This is a genomic window from Streptomyces sp. DSM 15324 (assembly GCF_001514285.1).
Taxonomy (GTDB): Bacteria; Actinomycetota; Actinomycetes; order Streptomycetales; family Streptomycetaceae; genus Streptomyces.
This window is the reverse complement of the sequence record NZ_KQ949025.1, coordinates 65571-85059: the sequence shown is the minus strand read 5'-3', so window position 1 is coordinate 85059 and position 19489 is coordinate 65571. Positions and strand designations below refer to the sequence as shown.

At 72.1% G+C, this 19489-nt stretch carries 17 protein-coding genes; 6 read left to right on the top strand and 11 right to left on the bottom strand.

The features are described 5' to 3' along the window. Nucleotides 1–41: 41 nt before the first annotated feature. Nucleotides 42–251 (top strand): helix-turn-helix domain-containing protein, encoded by a 210-nt coding sequence (locus AQJ58_RS10655; protein WP_067247997.1) that lies wholly within the window; start codon nucleotides 42–44, stop codon nucleotides 249–251. Beyond that, nucleotides 251–802: a Clp protease N-terminal domain-containing protein gene (locus AQJ58_RS10650; RefSeq protein WP_067247994.1), complete on the top strand. Its 552-nt coding sequence runs from the start codon at nucleotides 251–253 to the stop codon at nucleotides 800–802. Before AQJ58_RS10655 ends, AQJ58_RS10650 begins: the two co-directional genes overlap by 1 nt. Nucleotides 803–898: 96 nt before the next feature. On the opposite strand, the gene AQJ58_RS10645 is transcribed toward AQJ58_RS10650, so the two are convergent. Both AQJ58_RS10645 and AQJ58_RS10640 read right to left on the bottom strand, forming a co-directional pair. Next, entirely contained in the window at nucleotides 899–1954 is a 1056-nt protein-coding gene (locus AQJ58_RS10645) for a PadR family transcriptional regulator (RefSeq protein ID WP_067247991.1), read from the bottom strand. Nucleotide 1955: 1 nt separating this feature from the next. Next, a complete protein-coding gene (locus AQJ58_RS10640) occupies nucleotides 1956–2879 on the bottom strand; it encodes a DUF4097 family beta strand repeat-containing protein (protein WP_067247988.1) in 924 nt (307 codons plus the stop codon). 163 nt (nucleotides 2880–3042) lie between these two features. On the opposite strand from AQJ58_RS10640, the gene AQJ58_RS10635 reads away from it, so the two are divergent. Then, complete coding sequence (locus tag AQJ58_RS10635; protein WP_018535226.1) at nucleotides 3043–3225, top strand: DUF6104 family protein; 183 nt, start codon at nucleotides 3043–3045, stop codon at nucleotides 3223–3225. A gap of 118 nt (nucleotides 3226–3343) precedes the next feature. On the opposite strand, the gene AQJ58_RS10630 is transcribed toward AQJ58_RS10635, so the two are convergent. From AQJ58_RS10630 to AQJ58_RS10615, 4 genes are all read right to left on the bottom strand, one after another. Then, nucleotides 3344–7138, bottom strand: coding sequence for a multifunctional oxoglutarate decarboxylase/oxoglutarate dehydrogenase thiamine pyrophosphate-binding subunit/dihydrolipoyllysine-residue succinyltransferase subunit (locus AQJ58_RS10630; protein ID WP_067247985.1), 3795 nt, complete (start codon nucleotides 7136–7138; stop codon nucleotides 3344–3346). A 313-nt stretch (nucleotides 7139–7451) separates the two neighbouring features. Next, the gene (locus AQJ58_RS10625; RefSeq protein WP_079078850.1) at nucleotides 7452–8564 is read right to left on the bottom strand and encodes a sensor histidine kinase; all 1113 of its coding nucleotides are present in this window, start codon (nucleotides 8562–8564) and stop codon (nucleotides 7452–7454) included. Further along, nucleotides 8561–9301: a response regulator transcription factor gene (locus AQJ58_RS10620; protein ID WP_055635373.1), complete on the bottom strand. Its 741-nt coding sequence runs from the start codon at nucleotides 9299–9301 to the stop codon at nucleotides 8561–8563. The genes AQJ58_RS10625 and AQJ58_RS10620 overlap by 4 nt, the downstream gene beginning before the upstream one ends. A gap of 122 nt (nucleotides 9302–9423) precedes the next feature. After that, on the bottom strand, nucleotides 9424–10122 hold the full coding sequence (locus AQJ58_RS10615) for a spermidine synthase family protein (RefSeq protein WP_067247979.1): 699 nt from the start codon (nucleotides 10120–10122) through the stop codon (nucleotides 9424–9426). 229 nt (nucleotides 10123–10351) lie between these two features. Between AQJ58_RS10615 and AQJ58_RS10610 the strand changes: the two genes are divergently transcribed. After that, nucleotides 10352–11110 carry a rhomboid-like protein gene (locus AQJ58_RS10610; RefSeq protein WP_067247976.1) on the top strand — a complete coding sequence of 253 codons (759 nt, stop codon included), beginning with the start codon at nucleotides 10352–10354 and terminating at the stop codon, nucleotides 11108–11110. Here the strand turns inward: AQJ58_RS10610 and AQJ58_RS44345 are convergent. The 5 genes from AQJ58_RS44345 to AQJ58_RS10585 form a co-directional block, all read right to left on the bottom strand. After that, a complete protein-coding gene (locus AQJ58_RS44345; protein WP_067247974.1) occupies nucleotides 11080–11784 on the bottom strand; it encodes an ATP-binding cassette domain-containing protein in 705 nt (234 codons plus the stop codon). The genes AQJ58_RS10610 and AQJ58_RS44345 overlap by 31 nt on opposite strands. Further along, nucleotides 11781–12755, bottom strand: coding sequence for a zf-HC2 domain-containing protein (locus AQJ58_RS44340; RefSeq protein WP_067247971.1), 975 nt, complete (start codon nucleotides 12753–12755; stop codon nucleotides 11781–11783). Before AQJ58_RS44340 ends, AQJ58_RS44345 begins: the two co-directional genes overlap by 4 nt. Further along, nucleotides 12752–14074, bottom strand: coding sequence for a hypothetical protein (locus AQJ58_RS43265; RefSeq protein WP_067247968.1), 1323 nt, complete (start codon nucleotides 14072–14074; stop codon nucleotides 12752–12754). The genes AQJ58_RS44340 and AQJ58_RS43265 overlap by 4 nt, the downstream gene beginning before the upstream one ends. After that, the gene (locus AQJ58_RS10590; RefSeq protein ID WP_159056229.1) at nucleotides 14071–14727 is read right to left on the bottom strand and encodes an RNA polymerase sigma factor; all 657 of its coding nucleotides are present in this window, start codon (nucleotides 14725–14727) and stop codon (nucleotides 14071–14073) included. The genes AQJ58_RS43265 and AQJ58_RS10590 overlap by 4 nt, the downstream gene beginning before the upstream one ends. Nucleotides 14728–15052: 325 nt before the next feature. Continuing rightward, nucleotides 15053–16072, bottom strand: coding sequence for a DUF5954 family protein (locus tag AQJ58_RS10585; RefSeq protein WP_067247965.1), 1020 nt, complete (start codon nucleotides 16070–16072; stop codon nucleotides 15053–15055). A gap of 288 nt (nucleotides 16073–16360) precedes the next feature. Here AQJ58_RS10585 and lon point away from each other — a divergent pair, with 288 nt between their 5' ends. Continuing rightward, entirely contained in the window at nucleotides 16361–18781 is a 2421-nt protein-coding gene (lon, locus tag AQJ58_RS10580; RefSeq protein ID WP_067247962.1) for an endopeptidase La, read from the top strand. A gap of 168 nt (nucleotides 18782–18949) precedes the next feature. Then, complete coding sequence (locus tag AQJ58_RS10575) at nucleotides 18950–19429, top strand: MarR family winged helix-turn-helix transcriptional regulator (RefSeq protein WP_067247959.1); 480 nt, start codon at nucleotides 18950–18952, stop codon at nucleotides 19427–19429. Nucleotides 19430–19489 lie beyond the last annotated feature (60 nt).

Sequence of the window (19489 nt, the reverse complement as noted above, 5' to 3'; positions counted from 1 at the left end):
CCAAGGTTGACATGCGGGGTGCGTCAACCTATGTTGACATCATGACCGAAGCAACGGATCTCGCCGAGCGTGCAGGCGACCGCGATCCACGGGTCGGACTGCGGGCCGTCGCCGCGCTGCGCAGGCTGCTGGAGCAGCTGGAGGCGGTGCAGGTGCGCAGTGCGCGCCATCAGGGCTGGTCGTGGCAGGAGATCGCCGCGGAACTCGGAGTCAGCAGGCAGGCCGTGCACAAGAAGTACGGGAGGCTGTGATGTTCGAACGGTTCACGAAGGACGCCCGTGACGTGGTGCGCGGTGCCGTCGAGCGCTGTGCGGGGGCGGGCGTGCGGACCGTCGGGCCCGAGCATCTGCTGCTCGCCCTGCTGGACCGGCAGGGCAGCCGCGCCTCCTTCGCGCTGGCCGCCCTGGGGCTCGCCGACCGCAGCAGGGACTCGGTGCGGGAGGCGCTGGCGCAGTCGCGGCGGCGGGCGGGTCTCTCGCGCGCCGAGACCGACGCCCTCGCCGGACTGGGCATCGACGTCACGGAGATCGTCGCCCGCGTGGAGGAGGTGCACGGGGTCGGCGCGATGGCCGCCGGCGGCCGGGCGGGCCGCCCCGGCTTCGGTCGTGAGGCCAAGCGGATCCTGGAACAGTCCCTGCGCATGGCGCTGGCCCACCGTGACCGGCGCATCGGAGACGAGCACATCCTCCTCGCCCTCACCACCCGGCCAGGCCCCACTGCCGAGACACTCGCCGACCACGGCGTGACCCACGCGAGCCTGACCCGCGTCCTCTACGGCGACGCGGAACCCAGGGCGAGCTGAGCCCGGGTCGGTCCGCCCCGGCCCACGTCACCGGCCACCCCCGGCCCCCGCCGGGCGCCCGTGCCTCGCCCCCCGGCTCCACGGCCCCTCGGGCTCTCAGCCCTTCGGGGCGCGCAGGATCGCCCCGATGTGGGCCGCCGCCTGGGACAGGTGGGTGCGGGTGGCCCGGAGCTGGTCGGCGGTGATGCCGTGGTCGCGGGCCGAGTCGCGGATGTCGTCGCGGAAGCGGTCCAGGAGGCGGTCCAGGTCGCGGGCCGGGTCGCCGCTGGAGTCCTCGCGGGCCCAGGACGGTTCGTACTCCGCGGGGAAGTCCTCGGGGGAGTGGGAGGAGGACGGGGCCGGGCCCCCGGAGGTCCGGCCGAAGCCCAGGTCCTTGCCGAACTCCTTGCCGAAGTCCTTGCCGAACTCGCCGAACTCCCTGGCCAGTTCGGTCAGGCCCTCGCGGACCCCCGTCGGCCAGTCGCCGCGCGCGAAGTGGTCCTGGACCTGCTCCTGGACGCGCCGGGCGATGCGCTGCATCTCCTCCTGCGCCTGGGCCCGCGCATGATCCTGGGCGTCCTTGGCCTGACGGCGGGCGCGCTGGGCCTCCTCACGGGCCCTGCGGCTCTCGTCCTTGGCCCGGCGGGCCTGTTCCTTCCACTCCTGCTTGACGCGGCGCATCTCCTCCTTGGCGGCCCGCCAGGACTCCTTGTCGCCGTACTCGCCGTACTCGCCGTACTCGCCGTACTCGCCGTGCTCGGGGGCGGGGGCGGACCGGCCGTCCCGCCGGGCCTCGGTGGCCGCCGCCCGCATCTCCCGCCGCAGATCACCCGCCGCGCCCCGGACGTCGGCCCGGATCTCCGCGGCCAGCTCCGCCACCGACTCGCGGATCTCCAGCTCCAGATCGGCCAGTTCACCACTGCGGTCGGCGAGTTCGGCCCGGCCCGCGTCGGTGATCGCGTACACCTTGCGCCCGCCCTCGGTGGTGTGGGTGACCAGGCCCTCCGCCTCCAGCTTGGCCAGGCGGGGGTAGACGGTGCCCGCCGACGGCGCGTACAGCCCCTGGAAGCGCTCCTCCAGGAGGCGGATCACCTCGTAACCGTGGCGCGGGGCCTCGTCCAGCAGCTTCAGCAGGTAGAGACGGAGACGGCCGTGGGCGAAGACGGGAGGCATGTCAGAGCACCTTCTTGTCGGTCGTGCTGTCGGCCGGGCCGGCGGAGGGGGAACCGCCGTCCGGGCCGGAATCGGCATTGTCCCCCGCGCCGAAGCCGTCGGCGGACCAGTCCCCGTCCTCCACGGGCGGGCGCCGCAGCAGGGCGATCGAGCCGGAGACCGTCGTCGCCTTCAGCCGGCCGTTGCCCGCGCCGAGGCGACCGGTGATCCGCTTGGCGCCCCACTGGCCGCTGACCCGGAGGTCCTCGAAGGCGTTGGAGACGGCGCCGCTCGCCGTGTTCGCCTCCACCTCCGCGTCGGCCGGGTGGGGCAGCCGGATGGCGATCTCGCCCGAGACGTTGGTCAGGGAGATCTCCGTGGGCCTGCTCGTCGGGTCCACGTCGACCACCATCGAGCCGCTCACCGAGTCCGCCTTGACGGAGGAGCCGGCCTCGACGACGGTCAGGTCCCCGGAGACGGAGTTGAACCGCAGATCGCCGGTGAGCGCCTGGGCCTCCACACTGCCGGACACCGTGTCCGCGCGCACCGTGCCGGCGAGGCCCACCAGCGTGGCGTCACCGGTGACGCCCTTGATCTCCGTACGCCCGTCGATCCCGGAGACGGTCGCCCCGGCGCTCACCACGCCCAGCTCCACCCGGGTGCCGACCGGGACCGCCAGGGAGACCACGGCGCTGCGCCGCCACCCCTTGCGGTCGAGCCACTTCAGGAACCCCTTCCAGGGCAGATCCTCGTACGCCACCGTCAAGGTGCCGCTGCGATGACTCACCACCAGGGGTGGCCCCTCGATCCGGGACACCTCCAGCCGGGCCGGGCCCTCGTCCGTGCCCACCACGTTCACCGTGCCGTCGACGATGCGGACGTGCAGGGTGCTGACGGGCTCGTCGAAGGTGAGCTTGCTCGGCTCGGCGACGGACCATTCGGACATGGGAGAACCCCTCCTCGGCACGACTTCCCGGTACAACGCGCCATATCGCGTCTTCTTCAATTCACGATATATCGCGGGCGCCGGAAGTCAAGACACCGTGAGTGTGAGGGGGTGACCGGCGGCCTACCCTGGGGGCGTAGGCCCACAGGAGCAGGAGCGAGAGTTGTACTTCACCGACCGAGGCATCGAGGAGCTGGAGAAGCGGCGGGGCGAGGAGGAGGTCACCTTCGAGTGGCTCGCCGAGCAGCTGCGCACGTTCGTCGACCTGAACCCGGACTTCGAGGTGCCGGTGGAGCGCCTGGCCACCTGGCTCGCCCGGCTGGACGACGAGGACGACGAGGACTGACGTACGGCAAGGACTGACGTACGGCAAGGACTGACGTACGGCAAAGAGCCCGCCCCCGGATCTCCGGGGACGGGCTCTTTCGCTGATCAGGCCCGATCGGTCACGACCGGTCAGAGGCTCACGCCTCGAACACCTCGCGCACCAGCTGCTCCTGCTCCGCCTGGTGGCGCTTGGCGGAGCCGACCGCCGGGGACGAGCCGTGCGGCCGCGAGATGCGGCGCAGGCGCTCGCCGTGCGGGACGTCGGCGCCGACGGCCAGGTCCAGGTGGTCGATCAGGTTCAGGGCGATGAACGGCCAGGCACCCTGGTTGGCCGGCTCCTCCTGGACCCACAGGTACTTCTCGGCGTTCGGGTACTTGTTGACCTCCGCCTGGACCTCCGCGCCCGGCAGCGGGTACAGGCGCTCCAGACGGATGATCGCCGTGTCCGTGACCCCGCGCTTCTGACGCTCGGCGTCCAGGTCGTAGTAGACCTTGCCGGCGCAGAAGACGACCTTCTTGACCGCGTTCGCGTCGACCGACGTGTCGCCGATGACTGGGCGGAACTGGCCCGAGGTGAACTCCTCCGCCTTCGAGGCCGCCGCCTTCAGGCGCAGCATCGACTTCGGGGTGAAGACGACCAGCGGCTTGTGGTGCGGGTTGTGCACCTGCCACCGCAGGAGGTGGAAGTAGTTCGACGGCAGGGTCGGCATGGCGACCGTCATGTTGTTCTGGGCGCAGAGCTGAAGGAAGCGCTCGACACGGGCCGAGGAGTGGTCCGGGCCCTGTCCCTCGTAGCCGTGGGGCAGCAGGAGCGTGACGCCGCTCGTCTGACCCCACTTCTGCTCGGCCGCCGAGATGTACTCGTCGACCACCGTCTGCGCGCCGTTGACGAAGTCGCCGAACTGCGCCTCCCACATCACGAGCGCGTCGGGGCGGGCCAGCGAGTAGCCGTACTCGAAGCCCATGACCGCGTACTCGGACAGCAGGGAGTTGTAGACGTTGTAGCGCGCCTGGTCCTCGGCGAGGTACTGGAGCGGGGTGTACTCCTCGCCCGTCTCGCGGTCGATGAGGACCGCGTGACGCTGGCCGAAGGTGCCGCGCTGGGAGTCCTGGCCGGACAGCCGGACCGGGACGCCCTCCAGCAGGAGGGAACCGAACGCGAGGGTCTCGCCCATGCCCCAGTCGATCGTGCCGTCCTCGACCATCGCCGCCCGGCGCTGGAGCTGCGGCAGCAGGCGCGGGTGGACGTGGAAGGAGTCCGGGATGTTGACCTGGGACTCGGCGATGCGCTTGACGACCTCGGCGGAGACCGCGGTCGGGACCGCGACCGGGAAGCCGTCCTGCGGCTCGTGGGCGTCGCCGCCGACGGGCTGCGCGGTGGCCTCGCGGACCTCCGTGAAGACCTTCTCCAGCTGGCCCTGGTAGTCCTGGAGCGCCTGCTCGGCCTCTTCCAGGGTGATGTCGCCGCGACCGATCAGGGACTCGGTGTAGAGCTTGCGCACCGAGCGCTTCTTGTCGATCAGGTCGTACATCAGCGGCTGGGTGAAGGCCGGGTTGTCCGACTCGTTGTGACCGCGGCGGCGGTAGCAGATGAGGTCGATCACCACGTCCTTGTTGAACGCCTGGCGGAACTCGAAGGCGAGCCGCGCGACGCGGACCACGGCCTCCGGGTCGTCGCCGTTCACGTGGAAGATCGGGGCCTCGATCATGCGGGCCACGTCCGTGGCGTACATGGAGGAGCGCGAGGACTCGGGGGCCGCGGTGAAGCCGACCTGGTTGTTGATGACGATGTGGACCGTGCCGCCGGTGCGGTAGCCGCGCAGCTGCGACATGTTCAGGGTCTCGGCCACCACACCCTGGCCCGCGAAGGCAGCGTCGCCGTGCAGGGCGACGGGCAGGACGGTGAAGTCCGTGCCGCCCTTGTTGATGATGTCCTGCTTGGCGCGGGCGATGCCCTCGATGACCGGGTCGACCGTCTCCAGGTGGGACGGGTTCGCGGCCAGGGAGACCTTGATCTGCTCGCCGTCGAGGCCGGTGAAGGTGCCCTCGGCGCCCAGGTGGTACTTCACGTCGCCGGAGCCGTGCATCGACTTCGGGTCGAGGTTGCCCTCGAACTCGCGGAAGATCTGCGCGTACGACTTGCCGACGATGTTGGCGAGGACGTTCAGCCGGCCGCGGTGGGCCATGCCGATGACGACCTCGTCCAGACGGGACTCCGCCGCGCTGTCGATGACCGCGTCAAGGAGCGGGATGACGGACTCGCCGCCCTCCAGGGAGAAGCGCTTCTGGCCGACGTACTTCGTCTGCAGGAACGTCTCGAAGGCTTCCGCGGCGTTCAGGCGGCGCAGGATGCGCAGCTGCTCCTCGCGCTCCGGCTTGGTGTGCGCGCGCTCGATGCGGTCCTGGATCCAGCGGCGCTGCTTCGGGTCCTGGATGTGCATGAACTCGACGCCGGTGGTGCGGCAGTACGAGTCGCGCAGCACGCCGAGGATGTCGCGCAGCTTCATCAGGGACTTGCCGGCGAAGCCGCCGACCGCGAACTCGCGCTCCAGGTCCCACAGGGTGAGGCCGTGCTCGGTGATGTCCAGGTCGGGGTGCTTGCGCTGGCGGTACTCCAGCGGGTCGGTGTCGGCCATGACGTGGCCGCGGACCCGGTAGGAGTGGATCAGCTCGAAGACCCGGGCGGCCTTGGTGACGTCGTCGTCGTGGCTGGCGTCGATGTCCTTGAGCCAGCGGACCGGCTCGTAGGGGATCCGCAGGGCCTCGAAGATCTCGTCGTAGAAGCCGCTCTCGCCGAGCAGGAGGTTCGCGACGATCCGCAGGAACTCGCCGGAGGCGGCGCCCTGGATGACCCGGTGGTCGTAGGTCGACGTGAGCGTCATGACCTTGGAGATGCCGAGCTTGTTCAGGGTGTCCTGGGAGGTGCCCTGGAACTCCGCCGGGTAGTCCATGGAGCCGACGCCCATGATGACCGACTGACCGGGCATCAGACGCGGCACGGAGTGGACGGTGCCGAGGCCGCCGGGGTTGGTCAGGGAGACCGTGACACCGGTGAAGTCGTCCATCGTCAGCTTGCCGTCGCGGGCGCGGCGGACGATGTCCTCGTAGGCCTGCCAGAACTCGAAGAAGTTCAGCGTCTCGGCCTTCTTGATGCCGGCGACGACGAGCTGGCGGTCGCCGTTGGCCTTCACCAGGTCGATGGCCAGGCCGAAGTTGACGTGCGGCGGCTTGACGAGGGTGGGCTTCCCGTCCTTCTCCGCGTAGTGCCAGTTCATCGACGGCATGGCCTTGATGGCCTGCACCATCGCGAAGCCGATCAGGTGCGTGAAGGAGATCTTCCCGCCCCGGGCGCGCTTGAGGTGGTTGTTGATGACGATGCGGTTGTCGAACAGCAGCTTCACCGGGACCGCGCGGACCGAGGTGGCCGTCGGCAGCTCCAGCGAGGCGTTCATGTTCTTCGCGACCGCGGCGGCCGGGCCGCGCAGCGTGATCAGCTCGGGGCCCGCGGGCGCCCCGGCGGCTGCCTGGGGAGCGGCGGCGGCCGGCTTCGCGGCGGCCGGGGCGGCCTTCACCGGAGCGGGGGCCGCGGCCGGAGCGGCCGGCGCGGGCGCCGCGGCCGCGGGCTTGGGGGCGGCGGCCGGGGCCGGCACGGCGGCCGGAGCCGGGGTGGCGGGCGCCGGGGGCGTGCTGGTGGTCCCTGCGGCCCCCGCGGCCGCAGTACCCGCCGGAGCCGGGGGAGTGGCCGCCCCCGGCTTGTAGTCGGCGAAGAAGTCCCACCAGGCACGGTCTACCGAATTCGGGTCCTGGAGGTACTGCTGATAGATCTCGTCGACGAGCCACTCGTTCGGCCCGAACGCGGCAGCGGGGTTCTTGCCCGCTTGGTCTGCGTCGGTCGAGATGCTCGATGCGTTACTGGGGGACTGTGGCGACACGGCGGCAACCGCCCTCTTCCGCTTCACAAGGTGATGGACAGCGGGAATAAAGGCTACGCCCCCAAGAGCACTAAGGTCAGGTCGAGCCGGTCCATCGTCGCGTAAGTCACATCGGAAAGCGTGTTTCGGTGGTGGAAATGGCGGGAAACAAGCGCGGTTGCGGTGCGAAAAGGGTCCGTTGACGCAGATCTCGCACGCCGAGCGCGCGGACCCGTGCGAACCGGTGCCGACCTGCACCGGTCCTCTGCCTGATCACACGTGTCCGGCCACGCGGACAACAGGTGGATCTTGAGGCTCCGGTGCGCACCATACGTCAACTTGGAAGAGAAGGCTCTCCCGGAAGAGTGATAAGAATCCGGCAACCCCGCTCGGATTCGGCCACTCCGATCCGTCCCCCGTGCAGATCGACCGCCCACCGGGCGATCGCCAGCCCCAGCCCCGTACCGCCGTCGCTGCCCGGGCCGTGCGGCCGGCGGACGGCACCCCGGTTGAACCGCTCGAACACCCGGTGCCACTCCGAGCGCGGTATGCCCGGACCCTCGTCCAGGACCTCCAGCTCCAGCGAGTCCGGCTGCGTCCCGCGCCGCGCCTTCACCGTCACCCGGCCGTGCGGCGGGCTGTGCTTGACCGCGTTGTCGATCAGGTTCGCCACGACCTGGTGGATGCGCTCCGGGTCCGCGTGCACGGTCAGCTCCGGCGGGCAGACGTCCAGGTGCAGATGGACGTCCGTGCGCGTGTGACTGCCGCCCGAGCCCATGGTCGCCCGCGCGGAGGCGACCATGTTGGCCTCCTTCAGCACGCCCGACAGATACGGCCACACCTCGAAACGGCGCTTGCGCAGCGGTACGACGCCGTTGTCGAGCCGGGACAGGTCGAGCAGCGTCTCCACCAGCCGCCCGAGCCGCTCCGTCTGCTTCAGCGCCGTCCGCATCGTCTCCGGATCGGCCTCGGCGATGCCGTCGACCACGTTCTCCAGGACGGCCCGCAGGCCCGCGATCGGGGTGCGCAGCTCGTGCGAGACGTTCGCCACCAGCTCCTTGCGCTGGGCGTCCTGCGCCTCCAGCTCGTCCGCCATCACATTGATCGTCTGGGCCAGGTCGCCCAGCTCGTCCCGTCGGTTCTCGCGGACCCGGCGGGTGTAGTCACCGTGCGAGATGGAGCGCGCGACCGCGTTCATCTCGTCCAGCGGCGCGGTGAGCGAATGCGCCACGAACTGCGTGATCAGCAGCGTGGCGATCATCGAGAAGACCGTGATGAAGCGCAGCTCCGTCTTGGTGTGCACCGCGATCATCGACAGGCCCGTGGTGATCAGCACCGAAATGACGACGAGCGCGCCCAGCTTGGTCTTGACCGAGAACGGGCGCACTCCGCCCCAGGGCTCTCCCGGTCCGGAGCCGGGGCTTCTCGGTCCGTCCGCGCCGCTCATGGCGTCGGGGTCTCCAGCGCGTAGCCCACCCCGTGCACCGTGCGGATCCGCTCGGCGCCGATCTTCCGGCGCAGCGCCTTGATGTGGCTGTCGACCGTGCGGGTGCCGGAGGCGTCCGCCCAGTCCCAGACCTCGGCGAGGAGCTGCTCACGGGAGAGCACCGCGCGCGGGGTGTTCGCCAGACAGACCAGCAGGTCGAACTCGGTGGGCGTCAGGTGCACGTCCTCCGAGCGCACCCGCACCCGGCGCTGCGCGTGGTCGATCTCCAGCTCGCCGAGGCGCAGGATGCCGCTGCGGGGGGTGGTGGCCGCGATCGCGGCCCGCTCCACCCGGCGCAGCAGCACGTGCACGCGCGCGGCCAGCTCCCGCATCGAGAACGGCTTGGTCATGTAGTCGTCGGCGCCCACGCCGAGCCCGACCAGCATGTCGGTCTCGTCGTCGCGCGCCGTGAGCATGAGCACCGGCACGGGACGGGCGGCCTGCACACGGCGGCAGACCTCCAGACCGTCGAAGCCGGGCAGCATGATGTCGAGGATCAGCAGGTCGGGCTGCCAGGCCTCGGCGGTGTCGACGGCCGCCGGACCGTCGCCCGCGGTCTGCACGAGGAATCCCTCGGCGCGCAGGCGGACCGCGATGGCGTCGACGATGGTCGGGTCGTCCTCGACCACCAGGACGCGCCGCTGCGCGCCCGGGGTCGCCGTCGTCGTGCCGTTGTGCGAGGTGTGTGTCGTCTCCATCGCCCGCCCCTGAGTGTGCTTTCCGGAACCAGTGGGGTGATCCCTTGTCTGCGCATGACTGCGGTTGACGCGTAAATGATCGGCGTCAGGCATGCAACGTACCCGGAGTCACCGACGCATTGCTATCCAGCCCCGACGGCGGGACGGACCGCGAGGTGCACGACGTCCGGCACTCCTCGGGCAACCGGGATCTCTTCGGTACGCACCCGCTGGAACCCGGCATTCCGCAAGGTTCCCTCGAATTCCGGAGAGGGCTGGGCGGACCAGACGGCCAGCACGCCACCGGGTGCCAACACCCTTGCGCACTGCGTGAGTCCGGCCGGGGAGTACAGACTGTCGTTGCTCTCGGTGACGGTCCAGCCGGGTCCGTTGTCGATGTCCAGGCAGATCGCGTCGAACGTGTCGCACGTCTCACGGAGGTGGTCCAGCAGGTCCGCCTCGACGATCGTCGTGCGCGGATCGGCGAGGGCCCGTGCGGAGATGCGCCCGAGCGGACCGTCGAGATGCCAGTCGACGACGGCCCGTTCCCGCTCCACCACGGTGATCGCGCCCCAGCGGGCGTCGGCCGCGGCATGGGCGAGGGAGAACCCGACGCCCAGGCCGCCGATCAGCAGCTTCGGTGCGGGACGGCCGTCCAGCGCGGCGAGCGCGGCGTCGACGAGCAGCCGTTCCGAGCGACCGTCGGAGGTGTCCATCAGGAAGCAGCCGTTGGCGATGATCTGGAGCAGTTCGCCGTGCCGGCGTAACACGACCTCACCATGGGGTCCCTCGCGACGGTCGAGCACCTCGGGGCCGTCGGGGACGTCGTACGAACGGGGCATCGGCCCATCCTGGCACCTCCCTGACCGTCTGTTGACGGGTTTATGGCAGCGCCGGTCGCGCGGGGGTGAGGGGCGGGTGTGACGTTGACGCGCCGCGGTGCGCTGGATGGCGTACAGCCCGTGGGAGCCTCGGAGCTTCCTGTGAATCGGGCCCCGCGTGGCGCCGGTCACAGACACGGCGCGGGTCGGCCACGAAAGGTGGGGGTGAAACGGAAGGAGCGCCCTCACAGTGGAACCCGCGACCGCCCGTACGGGCCCGCCCCTTCCCGATGCCACCGGTGTCACCGGACTCCTGGACGGCATCCCCGGCCAGCACTCCCCGCGGCAGGTCACACGACCCGCCGAGCAGGGACCCCGCGTCCGGTACCGGCAGCCCCGCCGGCTCCCGGTCCCCTTCACCCTGTCCTACGCCGCCGTCCTCGCCGTCACCTCCTGCGTCGCCGCGTACGCCGACCCGGCCCTCGTGCACGCCCTCCAGCAGGGCTCCAGCACGGATGTGGCCCACCTGCTGACCGCCCCGGCACAGGTGCTCCTCGCCAGCGCGCTCTGGGTAGCCGGCGGTCTCCTCTCCCCCTTCACCCTCGGCTTCCTGATCGTCCTCACCCTGCTGGAACGCCGGATCGGGGGCGCCCGCACGGCCGTCGTCTTCCTGCTCGGACACGTCCTGGCCACCCTCGCGACCGAGGTCCCGGTCGGCCTCGCCGTCCTGGTCGGCCATCTGCCCACCAGCTCCCTGCACCGCCTCGACTACGGCATCAGCTTCGGGGTCGCCACGTGCGTGGGCGCCCTGTCCTGCCTGCTCCGCCCCTGGCTGCGCCTGCCTCTCCTGATCGCCGTCGGCGGCATGCTCCTCCAGGACCTGCTCGCCTTCACCGACCCCCTCACCGACTGGGGCCACCTGTTCGCGCTGACGATCGGCGTGGCGACCTGGCCGTGGGTACGGCGGTGGAGCCGCCTTCACTCCTCCGGCGGGACGAACGCCTCGTAGCCGCCAGCCGTGTCCAGTTGCTCGGGAGTGCCGTGGAACGCGATCCGCCCGCCGAGCAGCAGCGTGACGTCCGCGCAGACGCCGCGTACGTCCTCCGCCAGCAGATGGGTCGACAGGACGACGCACGAGCGCTGACCGAGGTCGCGCACCAGGAAGTGGAAACGGGTTCGTTGCCCCGGATCCAGGCCGACGGTCGGCTCGTCCAGGAGCAGCAGCTCCGGCAGGTTGACGACGGCCTGGGCGATACCGACGCGCTGTTTCATGCCGCCGGAGAGAGTCTTCATACGGCGTCCGAGGCGGCCGGTGAGCCCGACCGACGCCGCGGCCTCCTCCACAGCCGCCGGGATCCGCCCGCCGGGCATGTCGCGCAGCCAGGCCGCGTACGAGAGGAACTCGCGCACGGTGTAGCGGGGGAACACCCCGAACTCCTGCGGCAGATAACCGAGCCGGCGCCGGATCTCCAGGCGCTGGGCGGGAACGCGGGGGTCACGGCCCAGCAGGGTGACACGGCCCTCGGTCGGGCCGGCCGCCGTCGCCAGGACCCGCAGGAGGGTGGTCTTGCCCGCGCCGTTGGGTCCCAGCAGCGCATGCACGCCGAGGCCGAGACGCAGGTCGACGCCGTCGAGGACGAGGGCGCCCCGGCGCCGTACACAGAGACCTTCGGCGTGAATCACCGTGCCCCCAGCCGGCTGAAGGAGTGGCGGCGCAGGACGAGGAGTTCGACGAGGACGGCGGAGGCGGCACCGAACAGGGTCGTTCCGAGCATGTCGAGCAGCTTGAGCTGCACTCCCTCCAGGACGTGCACCATCCGGTCGCCGGATTCCCGCTTGCCGTGCCCGGAGTGTGCCAGGAGCGGCTGGGCGAGGACGCACACCAGCAGCAGCCAGCCGCCGCCCGTCGTCAGGGCCGCGGCCCAGCTGCCCAGGGACGCGCTGAGCAGCAGGGTCGCGAGGGTCACCGTCAGACAGGGCAGCAGCCAGCCCGCCGAGCTGTAGGCGGGCAGACCATTCCGTGGCATCAGGGCGGCGGCTCCTGTCAGCAGGGGTACGCACACGACCAGGGTCTGGGCGGTTCGTTGCAGGAGGATGCGCAGGCCGCCGTGCGGGGTGGTGCGGGTGACCTCGGCGAACGGGTCGGCCCGCCCGCCGTAGCTGCCGGCCACGCAGAGCACGGGCAGTACGGGCGCCAGCAACAGCAGCAGCAGGCGGGGCGCGGGGGACTGGCTGAGCCGGCCGAACAGCACGCTCAGCGCGCATACACAGGCCACGGCGGCGAACCAGGACGGCCGCAGGCCCTGCGTCGCCGAGACCCAGGGCGGGAGCCAGGTGCGGCGGGGGGCCGTAGCGGGGGGTGGTGTGCGGCGTCGGCGCGGCGCCGGGCGTGAGGCCGCGGAGGGGGCGGCGCCCACGCGGTCGAGCACGGCCCGGTGCAGCGCCTCCACCCGGGTGCCGTACGGGCCCTGCCGTACGGCCCCGTCGACGGCGTCCGCGCAGCGCGGGCAGTGCAGCAGGTGGGCCTCGACGCCGTCGCGCAGACCGGCGTCGAGACGGCCCAGGGCGTAGGCGGCCACCGAGGGGCCGGAGAGGTGGGCGCCGCCGTCCGCGCGGGGTGCCGGGGGCCCGGAGCGGGTGGGGTGTTCGGTCATCGGGCTGTGGCCTTCAGGAGAGAGATGAGTGGGGTGATGGTGCCTCTGTCGGTGAAGTAGGCGTCGAGCCAGCGGGCTCGCGGTGCGGGGGGAAGCGCGTCGATCCGGTCGACCAGGCGGGTCACCTCGTGGGTGTCCCGGTACTGCCGGTAGGCGGGCGGAAGGAGCCAGTCGGTGACGGCGGCGCGGAGGGGGGTGTCGAGCGTCCCGTACTCCCCGCCGGCGAGACACTCGGCGGTCCGCCGAAAGCGTTCCGCGCGCGTGTCCGCCAGATCGACGGGCATCGTGTCCCGCGTGCCGCCTCCCCAGCTCCCCAAGGTCGGGCAGTACGACCAGAGGGCGCCCGAGGTCGTCTCGGCTGTGGCGTAGTAGCGGCTGGGGGCACGGTGCACGCCGGCCAGGCGGCGGCCGAAGTGCGCGGCCAGCTCGGCCACGTCCGCCCGCCGGTCGGCGCGGTCGTCCGACAGACAGACGGCCGGCGTGCCCTGCGAGCAGTGCAGCCCGACGGTCCCGATACCCGGTGACACCTCCCCCCGGGGCAGGAGTTCCAGGACGGAGAGGGCGACCACGACGAGCAGCAGCAGCCCCGGGACCAGCCGGCGCCGCATGTGCAGGGCGAGGGTCGTGACAGCGACGGTCAGCAGCAGGACCGCCGCTGCCCAGGGCAGCCATGGGGTCTCGAACAAGGACGCGCCGGACGCGCCGGAGTACGGTCGCCGACCGGGGTCCTCGTACCCCAGGACGTCCTGGCCCTGCCCCGCCGACCACAGCGTGGACAGCGCGACCACCGGCGGCAGGACCCGTAACGGCAGCAGGGCGCCCAGAGCGTGCGCGGCGCACGCCGTGCCGGTCAGCAGGCACAGGACGTAGGCCAGCATCGGCAGCGGTGCCCGCCCTCCCAGGGCCGTCGGCCGCGCCACGGCCAGCATGACGAGCAGTGCCGTGCCGTGCACGGCCACCGGCCACAGCACGGACGGCGCGAGGGACAACAGGGCGCGAATCCACGGGCCGCGCGGGGAACTGTCGTCGGTCCAGGCGGTTCCCGAGCGGGCTTCCAGGCCGCCCTGCCAGCAGGCGAAGAGCGCCGCGATCGGCAGGGCGACCGTGAGGCTGCCGTGCATGTGGTGGGCCACGGCGAACCAGTCGTTGCGCCAGGAGGAGAGAGTGGCCAGGCCGGCCCACGTCAGCGCTCCGGCGAGCACGACCGCCCCCGCCGGGCACACCCCCCGCAGTGTTCGTGTCCGCACCACCGTGCCGTGCCCCTGGCCTCGGACACCCGGCCAGGGCAGCCGCGCCGTGAGTTCGGCCATCGTCGTCATTCCTCTCCTCCCCGCTCCTGCCGCTCCCGTTCCTCCCGCTCGCGTTCCTCCCGCAGCAGTGCGCGCAGCCGCGCCCGTGCCCGGGCCGTGCAGGACGTGACGGTGCTCCTGGACAGGCCCAGGTGACGGGCCGTCTCCTCGACGGTGAGACCGTCTATGTGGCGCAGCGTGAGAATTTCTCGTTGGTGTGTCGTCAGACGGCCGAAAGCCCTGCTCAGGGCGGCGTCGTCGGGGATCGAGGCGAGCAGGTGCTCGTCGGGTGCCGGGGCGACGGCGCCGGCCGGGTCGAATCCCGCACGGGCGGACTGTTCGGCACGCCCCCAGGAACGTTCACGGCTGCGGCTCAGGTCCACGGCGCGGCACCGGGCGATCCGCAGCAGCCACCTCAGCGCGTTTCCGTCGTGGAACCGCGACGCGCTCTTCCAGACGGACAGGAACGTATCCTGCACGGCCTCCTCGGCGACATCGGCGGGCAGGCCGTGCTGCAGGAGGTGGGCGAACACGAGCCCCGAACGGCGCGACATCAGTGCGGAGAGGGCCTCCTCGTCGCCCTCGGCGATGGCGCGCACCCATTGGTTGTCGGGGAGCGGGTGGTCACGGGTGTCGTGGACGCGGTCGTCGTCCGGGTCCTCGGGCTCGGTACACGTGGTCATGCGGCCTCGGTGGTGGTCGTCGGTCAAGGCCGCTGCATCCCCCGCCGCGGCCGCATCGGGCATCACACCCACCAGACCGCCCACCCGGGCCCCGTGTGCTGCGTGTCCGAACGCCGGAATGCCGCTGTACGGGGGGAGCTCGGGGCACCCAAGAAGCGCGCACCCGAGCCGCACGCTCCCTCGGACGCCCCGTTCACTCCCCTCGGACGCCCATGGCGCCCCCCTGCCCCTCCGGTGCGCCCCCGCGTCCGGCCACGCAGCCCCCACCGCCGAGGCGTTCGGTTGCGGGGAAGCGGCAGGAGGCTCGCGAGGGCAAGGCAGTCCGTCAGTCGTCGTAGCGGACGCTGCCGTCCTCGCGCAGGGTCGGGTGGATCTTCATGGGGCCGTACTCGTCGGCGTCCGACGGGCGGGGCGGCTCCGGGCCGTCCGGACCCATCCGGACCATCCGCTCGACCCGGCAGACCCGGAACACCCGGTCGTCCACGCTCGCCTCGTCGGCCCGACCCGCCGCCCGGAACGCCTCGGCGGCACGTGCGTACCGGGCCTTCTTGCGCTCGTCGAAGCGGTACAGCATCGCCCAGACGCGGGACATGCCGTCGTAGAGCGAGCGACGGGCGTCGTGCGGGGTCGGGTGCAGGGAGCCGCAGGGGCTCCAGCCGGCGGCGCCGCGCTCGGCCACCGCGAAACCCACGGGCAGCCGCACCACGTCCGGGTGGGTGCCGGCCGCCCGCACCGAGTCGGCGAGCACGTCCTCGGGGAAGCGGGCGCCGGAGTACACGAAGTCGCGCAGGCCCAGCCGCAGGGCGCCCGCCATCGGGCCCTCGTCCCGGCCGGGATCCAGCGCGAATCCGACATCGGGGGAGGGGGCCGCCGCCCGCTCCTCCCACGACGGCCGGACCGGTTCCGGATCGGTGGGCCGCGGCGGCTCCAGGCCGTCGTCGCCGGTCCGCGTGAACTCGTCGCCGCGGATGACCCGGTAGCGCACGCCCATTGCCTCCACCTCGTCGGCCGGATCGCGCTCGAGCAACGAGACGGCCGCGAGCAGGGCGCGCCGGACGGCCCGGTCGTCGGTGCCCTCCTTGGCGGTGAACCACAGGTGCGAGTTCAGCCCGTCCCGGGACTGCTGGGGCATGCCGTCCACCACCGGCTTCAGCAGCCGCCAGCGCGGTTCGCCGCGGGCGGGGTCCCGGACGGCGACACCGAAGACGGGCCCCCGCAGGGCGATGTGCGGATAACGCCGGGAGGCCTCCACGGCGTCTGCCTCCATCACCCAGGCGACGGGGTCGTCCCGGCGCACGAGATCCGCGTGCAGCGCGTCGAGCCGTCGCTTCCAGTCATCGGTCATACGCGCATTGTGGTCGCCCTGCGGGGTGGCTTCGGGGTGAATGCCGTAAGCGGGTGGACGGGGTAGGGGGAAGGCGGGAGCGGGGAGGCACGGCCGGTCGTGCGGTCTCCTTCGGCGCGCCCCCGAGCGCCCGCTCCTGGCCGCGTCGCTTCCGGCGGCCGCTCTTGCGCGGGGCCCGCCCCCGCCTCCCTTGATCGCCCACAGCGAACGCGGCGCATCCACGGGAACATTCGGCGGCGCATGTGCATTGAGTCGGCATAGCTCAACTTGACTGCCGAAGGGGAGATCATGGCTTCGACGTCCGCATCGCTCACCCTGCCCGTACTGCCTCTCGATGACGAGGTCGTGCTCCCCGGCATGGTGGTACCGCTGGACCTCAGCGACACCGACGTACGCGCCGCGGTGGAGGCCGCCCAGGCCGCCGCCCGTTCCGAGGGCGGAAAGCCACGGGTGCTGCTGGTGCCGCGCATCGACGGGACGTACGCGAGCACGGGTGTGCTCGGCACCGTCGAACAGGTCGGCCGGCTGGCCGACGGCGACCCGGGCGCGCTGATCCGCGGCCGCGGCCGGGTCCGGATCGGCGCCGGCACGACCGGCCCCGGCGCCGCCCTGTGGGTCGAGGGCGTCCGGGTCGACCAGGAGGTGCCCGAGCCGTTGCCGGGCCATGTCGCCGACCTGGTCAAGGAGTACAAGGCGCTCGCCACCGCCTGGCTGCGCAAGCGCGGCGCCTGGCAGGTCGTCGACCGCGTCCAGGCCATCGACGACGTCTCCGCGCTCGCCGACAACTCCGGCTACTCGCCGTTCCTCACCACCGAACAGAAGGTCGAGCTGCTGGAGACCGCCGACCCGGTGGCCCGCCTCAAGCTCGCCACCCAGCAGCTGCGCGACCACCTCGCCGAGCAGGACGTCGCCGAGACCATCGCCAAGGACGTCCAGGAGGGCGTCGACAAGCAGCAGCGGGAGTTCCTGCTGCGCCGCCAGCTCGAAGCCGTCCGCAAGGAGCTGCGCGAACTCAACGGCGACGCCGCCAAGGACGGCGAGGAGTCCGACGACTACCGCGCCCGGGTGGAGGCCGCCGACCTGCCCGAGAAGGTCCGCGAGGCGGCCCTGAAGGAGGTCGACAAGCTGGAGCGCTCCAGCGACCAGTCGCCCGAGGGCTCCTGGATCCGCACCTGGCTGGACACCGTCCTCGAACTGCCGTGGAACGAAAGGACCGAGGACGCCTACGACATCCAGGGCGCCAAGGCCGTCCTGGACGTCGAGCACGCGGGCCTGGAGGACGTGAAGGAGCGGATCACCGAATACCTCGCGGTGCGCAAGCGGCGCAGCGAGCGCGGGCTGGGCGTGGTCGGCGGGCGGCGCGGCGGTGCCGTGCTCGCCCTGGTCGGTCCCCCCGGCGTCGGCAAGACCAGCCTGGGCGAATCCGTCGCCCACGCCATGGGGCGCAAGTTCGTCCGCGTCGCCCTCGGCGGGGTCCGCGACGAGGCCGAGATCCGCGGCCACCGCCGTACGTACGTCGGCGCGCTGCCCGGCCGGATCGTACGGGCCGTCAAGGAGGCCGGGTCGATGAACCCGGTGGTGCTCCTCGACGAGATCGACAAGGTGGGCTCCGACTTCCGGGGCGACCCGGCGGCGGCCCTGCTGGAGGTCCTGGACCCGGCGCAGAACCACACCTTCCGGGACCACTACCTGGAGGTCGAGCTGGACCTGTCCGACGTGGTCTTCCTCGCCACCGCCAACGTCCTGGAGGCCATCCCGGAGGCCCTGCTCGACCGGATGGAGCTGGTCCGCCTCGACGGGTACACCGAGGACGAGAAGGTCGTCATCGCCCGGGACCACCTGCTCCCGCGCCAGCTGGAGCGGGCCGGACTGCACCAGGACGAGGTCGTCCTCGACGAGAGCGCGCTGCGCAAGCTCGCCGGCGAGTACACCCGCGAGGCGGGCGTACGGACCCTGGAGCGGTCGATCGCCCGGCTGCTGCGCAAGATCGCCGCCCAGCACGAACTGGGCGAGCGGACGCTGCCGTTCACCGTCACCGACGCCGAACTGCGCGCCCTGATCGGACGGCCGCACCATGTGCCCGAGTCCGCCCAGGACCCGGCCGAGCGCCGTACGGCCGTCCCGGGCGTCGCCACCGGCCTCGCGGTCACCGGCGCGGGCGGCGACGTGCTCTACGTCGAGGCGTCGCTGGCCGACCCGGAGACCGGCGCGGCGGGGCTGACCCTGACCGGCCAGCTCGGCGACGTGATGAAGGAGAGCGCGCAGATCGCCCTGTCCTTCCTCCGCTCGCACGGCGCGGAGCTGGAGCTGCCCGTCGGCGATCTGAAGGACCGGGGCGTGCACATCCACTTCCCGGCGGGCGCGGTCCCCAAGGACGGCCCGAGCGCCGGCGTCACCATGACGACCGCCCTCGCCTCCCTGCTCTCGGGCCGCCTGGTCCGCACGGACGTGGCCATGACCGGCGAGGTCTCCCTCACCGGACGGGTGCTGCCGATCGGCGGCGTCAAGCAGAAGCTGCTCGCCGCCCACCGCGCGGGAGTGACGACCGTCGTCATCCCCAAGCGCAACGAACCCGACCTGGACGACGTCCCGGCGGAGGTGCTGGACAAGCTCGACGTCCATGCCGTCACCGACGTCCGGCAGGTCCTGGAACTGGCGCTCGCGCCCGCCGCGCACGGCGCGTCGCCCGAGGTTCCGGCCGCGGCGTGACGGACGGGGCCGGATCAGGGCGGGGTCCGGGCTCCTCCTGAGGGAGGCCCGGGCCCTCGCCCGCCCCAGCCGGTCCCAGCCCCTGCGAACAGCCGCCGCTCCCCGTCTGCGAAATAATCGAGGAGCCGCGGCCAGGGCGGGCACCGGCGGAAACAGGAGTGTGCTGACGTGCACGAGGAAGCGAACGGCGAGGCGTCGCCGCGCGGGGTGGACCAGGGCGACCGGGAGTTCCTCTCGCTGGAGCGGGAACTCACGGTCCTGTTCCGGCGCGCCCGCGCCAACCAGGGCGAAATGGCCCGCGAGGTCCACCCGGACCTGGAGTCCGCCGCGTACGGTCTGCTCGTCCGGCTGGAGGAGTGCGGCCGTCAGCGCGCCACCGAACTGGCCGGATACATCGGCGTCGGCAAGGCCACCATGTCCCGCCAGCTGCGCGCCCTGGAGCAGCTCGGACTGATCGCCCGCGAGCCCGATCCGGCCGACGGCCGCGCCTGGCTGGTCGACCTGACCGAGGAGGGCCGCCGCCGGGTCGGCCGCGTCCGCGAGGCCCGCCGTGAGCGGTACGTCACGCACTTCTCCGACTGGGACCGGCGCGAGGTCGCGGAACTGGCCCGACTGCTCCACCAGCTCAACCGCGGAATGGAGAAGTAACCCGTCACCCGGGCGGGTGGCATCCGCCCGCCGGTCTCCGCAGGCCGTGCGGCTTCCGGG

What these genes read in the sequence shown, in the direction of transcription:
- AQJ58_RS10655 (WP_067247997.1), top strand. Translation starts at nt 42, where the DNA reads ATGACCGAAGCAACGGATCTCGCCGAGCGTGCAGGCGACCGCGATCCA.
- AQJ58_RS10625 (WP_079078850.1), bottom strand. Translation starts at nt 8,564, where the DNA reads ATGAGCGGCGCGGACGGACCGAGAAGCCCCGGCTCCGGACCGGGAGAG.
- AQJ58_RS10650 (WP_067247994.1), top strand. Translation starts at nt 251, where the DNA reads ATGTTCGAACGGTTCACGAAGGACGCCCGTGACGTGGTGCGCGGTGCC.
- AQJ58_RS10645 (WP_067247991.1), bottom strand. Translation starts at nt 1,954, where the DNA reads ATGCCTCCCGTCTTCGCCCACGGCCGTCTCCGTCTCTACCTGCTGAAG.
- lon (WP_067247962.1), top strand. Translation starts at nt 16,361, where the DNA reads ATGGCTTCGACGTCCGCATCGCTCACCCTGCCCGTACTGCCTCTCGAT.
- AQJ58_RS10640 (WP_067247988.1), bottom strand. Translation starts at nt 2,879, where the DNA reads ATGTCCGAATGGTCCGTCGCCGAGCCGAGCAAGCTCACCTTCGACGAG.
- AQJ58_RS10615 (WP_067247979.1), bottom strand. Translation starts at nt 10,122, where the DNA reads ATGCCCCGTTCGTACGACGTCCCCGACGGCCCCGAGGTGCTCGACCGT.
- AQJ58_RS10590 (WP_159056229.1), bottom strand. Translation starts at nt 14,727, where the DNA reads ATGACCACGTGTACCGAGCCCGAGGACCCGGACGACGACCGCGTCCAC.
- AQJ58_RS43265 (WP_067247968.1), bottom strand. Translation starts at nt 14,074, where the DNA reads ATGACGACGATGGCCGAACTCACGGCGCGGCTGCCCTGGCCGGGTGTC.
- AQJ58_RS44340 (WP_067247971.1), bottom strand. Translation starts at nt 12,755, where the DNA reads ATGACCGAACACCCCACCCGCTCCGGGCCCCCGGCACCCCGCGCGGAC.
- AQJ58_RS10620 (WP_055635373.1), bottom strand. Translation starts at nt 9,301, where the DNA reads ATGGAGACGACACACACCTCGCACAACGGCACGACGACGGCGACCCCG.
- AQJ58_RS10585 (WP_067247965.1), bottom strand. Translation starts at nt 16,072, where the DNA reads ATGACCGATGACTGGAAGCGACGGCTCGACGCGCTGCACGCGGATCTC.